The sequence below is a fragment of the Paraburkholderia lycopersici genome (assembly GCF_900096975.1).
GTDB lineage: Bacteria > Pseudomonadota > Gammaproteobacteria > Burkholderiales > Burkholderiaceae > Paraburkholderia > Paraburkholderia lycopersici.
This window is the reverse complement of sequence record NZ_FMYQ01000055.1, coordinates 1-12,487: the sequence shown is the minus strand read 5'-3', so window position 1 is coordinate 12,487 and position 12,487 is coordinate 1. Positions and strand designations below refer to the sequence as shown.

Here is a 12,487-nt window from a genome sequence, read left to right as displayed (position 1 = left end):
GCCCGAAACCTTGGCCGGCCTGCACTTCGTCATTTTCGCCGTGCTTATGCTTGTCCACTTTGCAGCCCTTAACAATAGTGCCTAACACGCTCTAAGTTGAAAAGCTTATGGGTCTTTTTTCATTAGCCTCGACTTCGTCGGTTTCCACGCGTTGTCGACTCTGGGTTCTCGTCGGGGACGGACGCCGCGCGACGCATTCGGTCCGACGGGGACAACTGTCCGACATTTAATGCGGTGGCACCGTCAAGATAATCTAGTATATTGCGACGGTTGACAGTCCCTGCGATATTCGCCAGTTGTCCATGCTTTGCTGGACCGGTAAGGAAATGCTCTGCGACCCCGGCGTGACCTGCCAGTCGCAACGACTACGTGTGCGCGCCGGGTTCTTCTGTCGCAATGGGCTCTTTTCGTATTTTTATGATATTCCGGGATATCCTGGAATTCCGACTCGACGCTTTCTCTTCCCCACTATCAACGTTATCCAGACAATGACAGTATTCCAGATCACAGGTGCTCTGCTTGCGGTCGTTGCCGTCTTCGGCGTCATCAACCATCGCTTTATCAAACTGCCCGATACGCTGGGGATCACCGCTGTTGGTCTGGTTGCCTGTATGGGCATATCGGCGCTCGGTTTTTACTATCCCGCGATGGCAGTCGCTGCCAGAAAGATTGTTACGCAGATCGATTTTGCCGATATTGTCTTCCACGGCCTGCTCAGTCTTTTGCTGTTCGCGGGCGCACTGCACGTCGACCTCTCACGCATGCGCACACAGCGGGGCGCGGTGCTTATGCTCGCGACAATCGGCGTGCTGATCTCCGTGGCGATCGTCGGCCTGGGGTTCTTTTATGTCACGCAGTGGCTGGGACATCCGGTCAGTCTTCTCTGGTGTCTGGTGTTCGGAGCGCTGATCTCCCCCACCGATCCAATTGCCGTTCTCAGCGTATTAAAGGGCGCTGGAGCGCCAGAAAGTCTCGAAACCAAGATCACGGGGGAATCCCTTTTTAACGATGGGACAGCCGTGGTCGCATTTGTGACACTGGTTGGACTTGCTACCGGTGCGAATGAATTCTCCGTGACGTCCGTGGCAGTCGATCTGCTTCGTGAGATTGCTGGTGCGTTGCTGCTTGGCGCAAGCCTCGGGTTCGCTGCATCGCTGCTGCTGCGCGGCATCGACAGCTACCCTGTCGAGATACTCATCACGCTCGCGCTCGCCACTGGCGGATACAGTCTGGCCGAGACACTGCACGTGTCCGCACCCCTTGCCGTCGTCATCATGGGTCTTGTCATCGGAAATCACGGCGCGCTCACATCCATGTCGGAGAAGACTCGCGAGCACCTGTTCAGTTTCTGGGAACTGCTCGATGAACTGCTCAATCTGGTGCTGTTCGGTTTGATCGGTCTGGAGATCATCGCACTGTCGTTGCATCAGCACATCCTCTGGCTGGGGCTGGCTGCCATTCCTGTCGTCCTGCTGGCGCGCGGAATTAGCGTATCGGTTCCGCTACTTGCCTTGCAGAATTTCCGGCGGCTCAATCCCCATTCGGCGCTCGTGTTGACGTGGGGTGGCCTGCGCGGGGGCATTTCCATTGCACTCGCGCTGTCGCTACCCGATTTTCATGGTCGGGATATGTTCATCGGGGTGACGTACCTCGTTGTCGTCTTCAGTCTGCTGGTTCAGGCGACGACGCTTGGCCGGCTGGTTCGGCTGCTCGACCAGCGGTAGCGGTAGCGGTAGCGGTAAATCAGGCACTCCCTCAGTGCTAGCGCCGGCAGAAAAGTAAAGCGCTGGAGAATCACCGAGCCTGACGAGTCCTCTGACTTCTTCTGCCTGAAGCTCGGCGTCTCGCGCACGATGCCATGCGCCGCGCAGCGGCGCGCTCTCCAATGTTGGAGGTCAGTTTTCGGCGACCGGCGTCTCGGTTTCTGGGGCCTCGATCGACAGCACCTCGGTGCCAGGTCGACGGTACACAGGTCAGCGTCTCGACGCCGGGCAACCCGGGATCGAGACGGAAACTTGGCTAACTAATCGATGCAAGCTGGACGAACCCCCGGATCAGAATACCGCTCTTACCCGCAGGGCAACCCATCGCCGGTCCAGAGCGTCGGTGAAAGACCCGAAGCGTGCCGGAGCAAGATTCATCGCGTATTCGGTTGCCGCATCCATTTCCTTTCTGGCCCGGCCACGCAAGCCATTCCGAAAATTCGCGGGCGGATTCCCGAGGGGCAGACCTTTGGGGCTGTAACGGTTATCAGGTATGCTCCTGCAGAAATGCAAGCGTCATGGACGAGAGGCGACAGGCAGTCGTGACACGCGTCCGGACACCCCGTGCGGCTGGAACAGGAGCTAAGATTCGTGATGCGACGTTTGCCTTATGGACTGGATAGCGCGCGCGGCTGCTTGTCCATGCGATCCATCATGCGGCGATGGCTGGGGTTGGGATTGTTGCTGGCTTGCCTTGGCTGGTTCACGACGTCGTGGGCGACGGAACTGCCAGCAGAATTGCCGACACCGGCCAGCGGCACATCGACGGCTATCGGCGGTGACGACACCGGGGCGCCGATCGTGGTGTGGGATCGCACGATCATCACGCTATATGCGCCCTATGGCGGCAAGGACGCCAGTGAGCGCGCCCGCATAGCGACCGATCGCATCAACGCCGCACTGGACGATCTCGCGCCCGAAGACATTTCGGTGGCCTGGGCGGAATCGGGCGACGAGAAAAGCGTGATCGTGCGCACCACCTATTCCGTGCTCTTCAACGTGCGTCCCGGCGATGTTGGCAGTACTGATCGTGTCATGCTGGAACACGCCGGCGAGCAGGCCGCTGGCGTGCTGCGCGAGATCATACGCGTGCGTGCGGAAGCGCGTCGTCCGGCTGAACTGGTCAAGGACATCGGGTTCAGCCTGCTGGTCACGCTGGCATTGGTGGCGCTGTGCTGGTTGCTGATGCGGGCCAATGGCTGGGTACAGAGAAAGCTCGTCGCAGTGGCCGAAGAACACTTGAAGCTGAACATCGGCGGTTATGATTTGCGCCCGGTGATCTGGTCGCTGCTGCAACGCCTGGCAGCACTGGTCTATCTGCTTCTCGTCCTTTTCCTCGGCTATCTGTGGCTGAGCTTCGTATTGCGGCAGTTTCCCTACAGTCGTCCGTGGGGTATGCAACTGGGTCAGTATCTGATGGACAGCGGCCTGCGCATGCTGGCGGCATTGCTGGGCCAGTTACCCAACTTGCTTACCTTGATCATGATCTACCTGGTGACGCGCGGCGTCATGCGTGTGGTGGGGTCGTGGTTCAGCGCGGTCGAGCGCGGCACGGTACACGTGGGCTGGCTGGATGGCGCGATGGCGGCGGTCACGCGCAAGCTGGTGTCTGCGCTTATCTGGTTGTTTGCGCTAACCATCGCCTACCCGTATATACCGGGGGCGGGCAGCTATGCGTTCAAGGGCGTAAGCGTGTTGCTCGGCCTGATGGTGTCGCTAGGGTCGTCCGGTATCGTCAATCAGGTCATGAGCGGCCTGGTGGTGCTGTACTCGCGCGCCGTGCGCGTCGGTGATTTCGTGCGCGTGGGCGAGTTCGAGGGAAGGGTGCTGGAACTGGGTACGCTATCGATGAAGCTGATGACGCGTACCCATGAGGAAATTACTGTGCCGAATGCAGTGTTGTCGTCCACGCCGCTGCGCAACCTCGACCGCCAGTCACACAGCCAGGGCTTGTTGCTGATAGCCCACGTCACCGTGGGCTATGACACGCCGTGGCGACAAGCCGTGGCGTTGCTGGAGCTGGCGGCCGCGCGCACGTCGGGTGTGCTGAAAGAACCGAAGCCGTTCGTGCTGCATACGTCGCTGTCGGACTTCTACGTGAAATACGAACTCAACGTGTCCACCCCGAATCCGTCTCTTTACATGCAGACTTTGTCGGATCTATATCGCAACATCCTCGATGTATTCAACGAGTTCGGCGTGCAAGTGATGTCACCGCATTTCCGCCAGATGGTTCAGGAAAAAGTATGGGTGCCGCCCGAGCATTGGTACGAGGCACCCGCCAAACCGCCACAAGATGGTCCGGACGCCTCCTCGACGTCCGGACCACCGTGACCGGGCGGCCGGCTCGCTTTATTTCGCGGCACAGCGTTGGAGAGATTGATCGATTGCGTCCTCTTCATGCCCGTATCTCACGTTACGCTTCGCCAACGCAACAGTGCCCGGCAGTTTCACTGCGCAACCATGAAGTCAAATGGTTCCGCCGGACTGAACTGGCTCGATACCTCTCCGCCAAGCACACGGTCCATGTCCACCCCGAGATCCAGCTTGCGGACATGTGCGCCTTGGGAGAAGTCGAGCTTCCTCATGTCTACCCAGAAAATATTGGGTGACGTAGCTGACTCGCCGTAAAAAAGCATGCTCTTCTGATCTGCCACCACGCGCCAGCGGGTCGTGGACAGGTTCGGCGCCTCGGGAAGGCTTACGCCATAAGGTACCGAAGCGTTGCGGATTACACTGAACACGGCGGCAGCCGCAACCTGTGGGGTGTCGCTTTGGGTTACCGCGTTGATGTAAAAGCCGGCGCGCACAAAACGGTCTTCGGAGCGGCCACTCCCGGGAAGAAAATTGAGGGAATCGATCACACGCCAGTATTTCTGGTTTGCGAGCTGGGCATCGTAGGGTGGGTCGTTCGTTACCACCTGATATGCGCGGTCATGATGGATGATGAGCTTCCCGTCGATCCATTCGAGAATAGCGCTGTCACCGGTCGGGTCGGAGAGCGTCAAGTGCAGCGGCGCGAGACTGCCGGGACGGCCGGGCACTTCACCGCTCACGACCTGCATGGGGTGCGCACGCGTGTATTCGACCGCCTCCGAGACCGTTGCGAATTCATCGAGATAGAATTGCGCCCAAATCGAGAGAGACATGCGCGGTGTCGCCCCGTCGTCCTCCGGGAACTTTGTGGCGTTCAACCATAGCAGGCTGGCGTTGAGTCCGGCCTCATTCATGCCGTCGACTGTCGAGATGTCATAGCTGGAGACGGCCAGACTGCCGAACTTTGATGTCCACTCCACCGAGCGTGTCCCGGCCGCCCCACTTCGCTTCATCCCGCGGGGAAAGACCCAGAAATTGCTGACCATCGGATCCTTGAAATCCATGTTGCGGCCCGTGAGGGTTCGCCCGGCAGGCCCTTGATAGACGACCCGTGTGCAGGCGTGGGCCTCGGCTGTCAGCAGTGCCGCGGCGGCGGCTAGCACGGCGAGAATGCGAGTGAATCGAGACATTGTTGAACACCGATCCATAAGAGGCGGATTTAATAAGGCTGCTTCGCCGGTCTGAAGAATTCCGGAAGACGAGAAAGCAACCGGGTTCGAGAAATGCTTCGTGAATGTCGGCCCGCGTCTTCGAAGCGAAGGCGAAGGCAGTCGTGAAGCCATGCATGAATACGTTCGACAACGCAGCGGAATTTGCCCGGACGACTGCCGTATGCTGTCCGGCGCCTGGCAATTACGGCTTGACAATTTTCGCCCCCCGACGGCTCGCACAGCTAAGGAGCCGACGGCTGCTCGCGAGTATGCAGTTCGCTTGCCTCGCGTAACTTCTCCAGCGGTAACTCGTCGCGCCGGCTTCGTGACAGTCATGCAAGCGTCTCCAGCAGGTTGAACGCGAGCCAAATTCCAGTTTGGTCTGCAGGGCTCGCCAGCACATACCGCCGCGAGTACGAACGGGATGACGCTCGGTGCGGCCCGGTTCGCAACCGCCTGCCTGCCTGGATATTGCATGCACCGCGGTTTTGGCGGCGGCAGCAATGGCTCGATCAGTGCCCACAGTTCGTCATCAGCAATCGGCGCGCTCATTCTTGATCCCAGTTGTTCAAGCGGGTCAAGGTTGATAACTTGCCGGAAACGTTAGCAGTCCCCAACGGGGTCTTTTTTGACTCCGCGCCAGGATGACGGTGCGAAATCCTCCCCGATCAGAACCGATAGGTCATACCGAGCAGCGGCCCATTCAGGCGACTGTCGTAGACGTGACCGCCGTGATCGTAGTCAACGTAGAGCACCTTGTAGCCCACGGAGACGGAAAGGTTACCGGAAACCAAATAATTGATGATCGCCAGCGCCGACCATGTGAGATCGGACCCGGCGCCGAAGCCGCCGATATCGGCCTGCACCTGCATTGACAGTTTATCCATGACGGGAAGGAATACGCGCACCCCGGCCACCGGGTCCACCCAGCCGAAATCTTCGCTATGGCTGGTTGATCGAGTCCCGATGGCCGGGTGGCTCGCCGTGACCGTTACATCATTCGAGATATACCAAAAACGCATGCCTGCCAGGGCGTCGAGCGTGAACCGCGGTGTGTTGACGACACGATAGCCGCCCTGCAAAGTCGCCGCGAACTGTTTCGTGTCGACTTTCGCGTCAGCGCTGCCTCCTGGCGATAGTGCGGCGCCGAGGCCCGGTATCTGTGGCACCGGCAGAGAGCCGCTGCCATGGCTGTCCGTCATATCGACATACATCACGTCGGCGGAGAAGACGAAGCGGTCGTAGCGCCCCCATATGTTGGCGAAGCCTCCGAAGTTCAGGTTGTCCAGCACGTCGGAGAACGACTTCTCGACGCCGATCGTCGGGCCGCGCCGGAACGGCGAAATATGGCCGCCGAGGGCGGCCGCCCATATATACGGCGTGACCTGCAATGCCCATGTCGGATTTTCCGCTGCGATCGGAAGCGGCTCTTTCGGCTGGTCCATGCCGGCGTTCGCGCCATACGCAACATGCGCGCCGCCGAGAGAAGAGGCGATGGCAACGGCATACACAGATGAAAGCACCTTGCGGACGCGGGCGAAGCTTGGTCGGTCCCAGCGATTGCGACAGGCGCAGTCCTGGGCTCGGGTCGGGTGTTGATGCTTTTCGCCAACTCGCAATGTCACGATGCGCCCCATTGGGAAACACTGATCGATGAGCCCATCGCAGGGAGTCCGGCGCATAGAGCCGCGATTTTTAACCCTGAATACCTTCACCAACGTACCCGCGCGCAGCATGTCGTTGACCACCGTGAGAATCTGCGCCGCCAGTTTTGTGCGTTTCCAGCAAGTGACGACACCGCAGAATGGTGCGCTCATCATGGATATCTTTTTCGGGACGATTGCATGCTGTCCGCCTCAAATAAGGTGTCGTGGGACACGGGAATTCTCAGTAGATCGTCCTTGGGAAGGTTGCCTCACTACGTCGGCGTATCGCGGGCAGAACGCTTGACGGCGAATACCGACGCAGAAGTGTGCACGAGAATCTGATGGAATGCTAATCAATATGGGCTCGTTAGCGCTTTGCGCGATGACGTGGTTGCGGCGGCGTTCCTCGACGAGGTTGCTCCATCACGCGATCAGCGTTGAGAGAGGGGGCTCGTCATACCGTCTGTGTGAGCACCGCGGCCTGCTGCCCGGCCATCTGCGTAACCGCTCGTCGCGCAGACGTAGACCGCATTGAGAGCGTCACGCCTTTGTCAACAAAGGTGTCACCGGCAAGGATCTGGCACGCCGAAATCCCGGAAGTCTCACTCGAATTGGCGGAGGCGCCCGTGGATTGCTTCGGAACGTGCCTACTTCGCACTATCCACAGCCCCCAGCGGATAACCGGAGGAAAAGCCCCGGAAATGACTGTGCACGAATCGGGGATAACTTCGACGACACCAAAAACGCAAAAAAGTTATCCGCGACAGCCCGGCGTTGTCCCATTCGCAAAAGCAAGGTTATGAATTTCCCATAGCCTTGTTTACTCAATAGTTTTTCCCGCTTATCCACAGGAAACCCAGGGGCTTGTTAACTATTACTACGTTTACGTATACATAAGTTAAAAAAACCTTGGACTCCTCGCACCGGAAACGACGATGCCGCCGAAAAACCTCACCGGCGGCATCGATCACCTCACGCGAATCGCTCGAGTCAGGCCAACGGAATATAAAGCTCCGTCCGCAAATCCTCCGGGGCCGCTTCATCGGGCGTATTCAGATAAACCTCGAACGAAGGCGCCGAAAAGTCGGGCTTGCGAGCGAGCTTCTGCAAACCCTCGTTGTAGAACCACATCCACGCCTGCTGCAGCCCTGGGTACGGCCCCTCGTGCAGCATCATCGCGTGCTCGCCGCCGCGCAGCCGGAACCTCTCGACAGGCGCAACGATTTCCAGGTCGGCGTCCTGTTCGAGGTGCAGTGCCGCCTTCGAGCGCAGCTTCGATTCGTCGACCGTACTGGGATCGTCGTAATAGATGCCGACCATTTTCGCGCCCGACGTGCGCACGTTGCGCTCGCCGAGCCATTGCGCGAGCGTGTAGAACGCGTCGCCGATCTTCATGTACGGGCCCACGTGGCTGACGGCGAGCAGATCCATCGGCTCGAGGGTGAGGAGCTTTACGTCGTGGTTTGGCATGATGGCGTCTCCAGGTGCGACGGCCGCGCGAATGCGCGGCTGCATGCGGTCCAGGATAGCACCGTGCCGCGGGAGACGTTCGTTGCGTGCCGCGCGCTCAAAGCATCACAGATTCACACGCGTTGCCGGATGCGCCGCGAGCCACGCGCTTTCCTCATCGTCGTAAAGCCGCGAGCGCGTGAGAAAGCGCAGGCCCGTGGGTCGCTCGAGCGAAAACATGCCGCCGTTGCCCGGCACTGCGTCGATGATGAGCTGGGTGTGCTGCCAGTACTCAAACTGCGCCCCGGTCATGTAGAACGGCATGCCGCCGATTTCGCCAAGCTGCACGTCCGCGTTGCCGACCATGAACTCGCCGGCGGGAAAGCACATGGGCGCGCTGCCGTCGCAGCAGCCGCCCGACTGATGAAAAAGCAAGGGGCCGTGTTCGCGCGCCAACTGTTCGATCAGCGCGAGCGCGGCCGGCGTGGCGGTAACGCGTTCGACCATGTCGCGACGCTCCCTGAAAATGCGATGTACGAGGCGCCGCGCCCCACCGCGGAACGCGACGCCGACAGCACGAAGCGCGCGCTCAGAAGAATCCGAGCGGTTGCTCGCTGTAGTTCACGAGCAGGTTCTTCGTTTGCTGATAGTGATCGAGCATCATCTTGTGGTTCTCGCGCCCGATGCCCGACTGCTTGTAGCCGCCGAACGCCGCGTGCGCCGGATAGGCGTGATAGCAGTTGGTCCACACGCGCCCCGCCTGGATTGCGCGGCCGAAACGGTAGGCGCGCGTGCCGTCGCGCGTCCATACGCCGGCGCCGAGGCCATAGAGCGTGTCGTTGGCGATTTCCAGCGCTTCCTCTTCGGTCTTGAAGGTCGTGACCGAAACGACGGGCCCGAAAATTTCTTCCTGGAAGATGCGCATCTTGTTGTGGCCGCGGAAGACAGTCGGCTTCACGTAGTAGCCGTCGCGGAGTTCGCCGCCGAGCGTGTTGCGTTCGCCGCCGATCAGGCATTGCGCGCCTTCTTGCTTGCCGAGGTCGATGTACGAGAGGATCTTCTCGAGCTGCTCCTGAGAGGCCTGTGCGCCGATCATCGTCTTCGGGTCGAGCGGGTGGCCCTGCTGGATCGCCGCCACGCGTTTGAGCGCGCGTTCCATGAAGCGGTCGTAGATTTTCTCGTCGATGAGCACGCGCGACGGGCACGTACACACCTCGCCCTGGTTGAGCGCGAACATCGCAAAGCCTTCGAGCGCCTTGTCGAAGTAGCTGTCGTCGTGGTCGAGCACGTCGGCGAAGAAGATGTTCGGGCTCTTGCCGCCCAGTTCCAGCGTGACCGGGATGATGTTCTGGCTCGCGTACTGCATGATGAGGCGGCCCGTCGTGGTTTCGCCCGTGAACGCGATCTTCGCGATGCGCTTGTTCGAGGCGAGCGGTTTGCCGGCTTCGAGACCGAAACCGTTCACCACGTTGAGCACGCCCGGCGGCAGCAGGTCCTGGATCAGCTCGGTGAGCACGAGAAACGATGCGGGCGTCTGTTCGGCGGGTTTGAGCACGACGCAGTTGCCGGCCGCGAGCGCGGGCGCGAGTTTCCACGCGGCCATCAGAATCGGAAAGTTCCACGGAATGATCTGGCCGACCACGCCGAGCGGCTCGTGGAAGTGATAGGCGACGGTGTCGTGATCGATCTCGGAGATGCCGCCCTCCTGCGCGCGCACGCATCCCGCGAAGTAGCGGAAATGATCGGCCGCGAGCGGGATATCGGCGGCGAGCGTTTCGCGCAGCGGCTTGCCGTTGTCGATGGTCTCGGCCACGGCTAGCTTGTGCAGATTCTGCTCGATGCGATCGGCGATGCGGTTCAGGATGTTGGCGCGCTCGGCGGGCGAGGTCTTGCCCCATGCTGCTTTGACTTTGTGCGCGGCGTCGAGTGCGCGTTCGATGTCGGCTTCGCGCGAGCGCGGAATGGATGTGAACGCATGGCCGGTGATGGGGGAGATGTCGTCGAAATACTCGCCGCCAAGCGGCGCCACCCACTCGCCGCCGATGAAGTTGCCGTACTGCTTCTTGTACGGGAATTCGGTGTTCAGGAACTGCATTTCCGCGTGATTCATCTCCGTGCTCCTCTATGTTTTCGATCTCGATATGGATGGGCGCGGTGAGGCCGCGCTACCGCGGCACGCTAACGCGAGAAACATGCCAGCGCGACGGCGGCGTGGCGTTTGAACGCATAGCGGCGGCCCGGCGCGCGCCAGCCTCCGGGATATGCGGCGCGGGAGCCGTCAATGCGGCGAGAGGACTGCGTCAGGCCGGAACAGAGGAACGTCCAGTTGCTCAACAATTGAACAGCGCTGCGAGCGCGACGGGGCCGGCGAACAGAGATTTGCGGCGCGAGGGCCGCACATGCGGTAGGCTTGGCACCCGTAACAGTCAGGAGAGTCTGCATGTCGAGTACATTCGTTTGCCGCAACCAGTCGTGCGGCACCCCGTGGGAGCAGAGCGAAGTGGTCATCAAGAATGAAGGGCAGGGGCCCTTGTTCCGGTGTCCGCTGTGCGGTGCTCGCAATTACCTGGAGCAGTTCGAAGACGACGAGGGCAACGTCGTTTATGAGCAGGTGGATGGCAAGCCGTTCCTCTGAACGCCGGCAGCTAGAAGCGCCGCGCCGCGAGCGTGACGCCGGAGAAGAAGCCGCCCACCATGCCGGGTGCGCGGCTCACCGGCAGGAGTTGATCGGTCTCTGTTTAGTCGGACTATTTGTTACCTATCCATACGGGTAGGCTGGCTTGTGCCCCAGAGCGTCCTACAGTACTTCATACGATAAGAAACCACGGTAGGACGAACGGGGAAAGCCATGACATTCGTCGAACAGGAAATCGCGCACATCGCACGAGTGATGCCGCCGTCGCTGACCGGCGACTTCGAAGTGCCGGTGATGGGTGTCGCATACTGGCGCAAGCGGCTGCATACGCTCCTCAAGCAAAACCACCTGACTCACGTCCAGCTTTCGACCGTCGATACGCTGTTGCGTCAGCTCGACGGCTTCGAGGCGCTCGGCCGCTGGCTGCCGAGCCCGAAGCGGGCATCCCGTCATGTGAGACGGGTGAAGTAACGCCGGCGAGCGGTCAAATTCAGGGAAGAGCCGGAAATGCAAAAAGCCCGATCGCAAGATCGGGCTTTTTGGATGAATTCGCTGGTGGGGCGTGAGTGACTCGAACACTCGACCTACGGATTAAGAGTCCGACAAAAAATCACTTAAAAACAAATGGTTAGGAGATTTCTGCGCTCCGCAATTCGGTCTCTATTAGAGTAATCCGAGGCTTGATGTGCCGTAGGCTACCTAGTGTTTGCGGTGCAAATGAGCGGGCGCCGCACACCGGGTAGACAGCCCTCGTACCTGATGAAGAATCACGGCGTTGTGGTTACACCGGCCTATCGGGCGGGTTGCGGCCGAGGGTGTGTAAAAACGCGCAGAACGGTCGACCGGTGACTCCCGGTTGGGAGCGCAGTTGCGTTAGGCCGAGACGCAGGCAGGTGACGTCATCGTGTTTACTGCCAAATGGCCTCGGCGCGCAGGAGTTCACGCGCCTGCCAACTTCATTGCACGCATCGTCGTTGCGAACCCGAGAATCCTGATGACCCGTTTTAGGTTGTAGGCCAGCACGTGCAAACTCATTTCAGCGGCGACATGGCCAAGTCCGCGCGTCTGGAAGTGCGTCGATCCCATCCAGTGCTTGAGTGTGCCGAACACGTGCTCGACTGTCCGTCGCCGTATCGTCATGGCGTCGAGCTGGCGATCCAGTCTGGACTGCATCGATTCAAGTACGGCTTCGTGCTCCCATCGTCGGATACGACGGTAATCAGCGGGAGTGCATTGGCTTTTTATCGGACACCTCGGGCAAGCGCTACTCCAGTACGTTCGCAGCTCCAGCAGATTGGCGCTTTCGAATGAGGTGTATCGGTATATCGCCCGTTGACCCGCTGGACACAAGTATTGGTCGTCTTTTGCAATGGTAAGCGATCCATTGTCGACGTCGCTCTGAGCGACGGGTCGAGCGCCATGATTCACTGAGAGGCGTGCGTGTGCTCAGCGCAGGGTAACAGGCAT

The 12,487-nt window shown here is 60.0% G+C and carries 9 protein-coding genes and 2 pseudogenes; 4 read left to right on the top strand and 7 right to left on the bottom strand.

Annotation, left to right across the window (positions count from 1 at the left end):
• Positions 1-488: 488 nt before the first annotated feature.
• Both BLU17_RS31640 and BLU17_RS31635 read left to right on the top strand, forming a co-directional pair.
• Entirely contained in the window at positions 489-1,724 is a 1,236-nt protein-coding gene (locus BLU17_RS31640; protein WP_092006560.1) for a cation:proton antiporter domain-containing protein, read from the top strand.
• A 633-nt stretch (positions 1,725-2,357) separates the two neighbouring features.
• Positions 2,358-4,097: a mechanosensitive ion channel family protein gene (locus BLU17_RS31635; protein ID WP_092006554.1), complete on the top strand. Its 1,740-nt coding sequence runs from the start codon at positions 2,358-2,360 to the stop codon at positions 4,095-4,097.
• Positions 4,098-4,213: 116 nt separating this feature from the next.
• Here the strand turns inward: BLU17_RS31635 and BLU17_RS31630 are convergent, their stop codons facing one another.
• The 6 genes and pseudogenes from BLU17_RS31630 to adh all read right to left on the bottom strand — a co-directional run bounded on the left by BLU17_RS31630 (position 4,214) and on the right by adh (position 10,495).
• Positions 4,214-5,269: a linear amide C-N hydrolase gene (locus BLU17_RS31630; protein ID WP_092006551.1), complete on the bottom strand. Its 1,056-nt coding sequence runs from the start codon at positions 5,267-5,269 to the stop codon at positions 4,214-4,216.
• A gap of 29 nt (positions 5,270-5,298) precedes the next feature.
• Positions 5,299-5,842, bottom strand: a pseudogene (locus BLU17_RS31625) (transposase).
• A gap of 116 nt (positions 5,843-5,958) precedes the next feature.
• Complete coding sequence (locus BLU17_RS33585) at positions 5,959-7,107, bottom strand: porin family protein (RefSeq protein ID WP_218137067.1); 1,149 nt, start codon at positions 7,105-7,107, stop codon at positions 5,959-5,961.
• 819 nt (positions 7,108-7,926) lie between these two features.
• Positions 7,927-8,406 carry an AraC family transcriptional regulator gene (locus BLU17_RS31615; protein WP_176929267.1) on the bottom strand — a complete coding sequence of 160 codons (480 nt, stop codon included), beginning with the start codon at positions 8,404-8,406 and terminating at the stop codon, positions 7,927-7,929.
• Positions 8,407-8,511: 105 nt separating this feature from the next.
• Complete coding sequence (locus BLU17_RS31610; protein ID WP_092006545.1) at positions 8,512-8,892, bottom strand: DUF779 domain-containing protein; 381 nt, start codon at positions 8,890-8,892, stop codon at positions 8,512-8,514.
• An 82-nt stretch (positions 8,893-8,974) separates the two neighbouring features.
• Positions 8,975-10,495 carry an aldehyde dehydrogenase gene (gene adh, locus BLU17_RS31605; protein WP_092006542.1) on the bottom strand — a complete coding sequence of 507 codons (1,521 nt, stop codon included), beginning with the start codon at positions 10,493-10,495 and terminating at the stop codon, positions 8,975-8,977.
• Positions 10,496-10,825: 330 nt separating this feature from the next.
• Here adh and BLU17_RS31600 point away from each other — a divergent pair, with 330 nt between their 5' ends.
• Together BLU17_RS31600 and BLU17_RS31595 are read left to right on the top strand one after the other, a co-directional pair.
• A complete protein-coding gene (locus BLU17_RS31600) occupies positions 10,826-11,020 on the top strand; it encodes a hypothetical protein (protein ID WP_092006538.1) in 195 nt (64 codons plus the stop codon).
• Positions 11,021-11,233: 213 nt separating this feature from the next.
• Complete coding sequence (locus BLU17_RS31595) at positions 11,234-11,491, top strand: hypothetical protein (RefSeq protein WP_092006535.1); 258 nt, start codon at positions 11,234-11,236, stop codon at positions 11,489-11,491.
• Between the two features lie 468 nt (positions 11,492-11,959).
• Here BLU17_RS31595 and BLU17_RS31590 read toward each other — a convergent pair.
• Positions 11,960-12,391 (bottom strand): annotated as a pseudogene (locus BLU17_RS31590) (transposase); the annotation flags it as partial.
• Between the last annotated feature and the right edge of the window lie 96 nt (positions 12,392-12,487).

Coding starts and splice junctions, on each gene's coding strand:
- BLU17_RS31640 (WP_092006560.1), top strand. CDS start 489: ATGACAGTATTCCAGATCACAGGTGCTCTGCTTGCGGTCGTTGCCGTC.
- BLU17_RS31635 (WP_092006554.1), top strand. CDS start 2,358: ATGCGACGTTTGCCTTATGGACTGGATAGCGCGCGCGGCTGCTTGTCC.
- BLU17_RS31630 (WP_092006551.1), bottom strand. CDS start 5,269: ATGTCTCGATTCACTCGCATTCTCGCCGTGCTAGCCGCCGCCGCGGCA.
- BLU17_RS33585 (WP_218137067.1), bottom strand. CDS start 7,107: ATGAGCGCACCATTCTGCGGTGTCGTCACTTGCTGGAAACGCACAAAA.
- BLU17_RS31615 (WP_176929267.1), bottom strand. CDS start 8,406: ATGCCAAACCACGACGTAAAGCTCCTCACCCTCGAGCCGATGGATCTG.
- BLU17_RS31610 (WP_092006545.1), bottom strand. CDS start 8,892: ATGGTCGAACGCGTTACCGCCACGCCGGCCGCGCTCGCGCTGATCGAA.
- adh (WP_092006542.1), bottom strand. CDS start 10,495: ATGAATCACGCGGAAATGCAGTTCCTGAACACCGAATTCCCGTACAAG.
- BLU17_RS31600 (WP_092006538.1), top strand. CDS start 10,826: ATGTCGAGTACATTCGTTTGCCGCAACCAGTCGTGCGGCACCCCGTGG.
- BLU17_RS31595 (WP_092006535.1), top strand. CDS start 11,234: ATGACATTCGTCGAACAGGAAATCGCGCACATCGCACGAGTGATGCCG.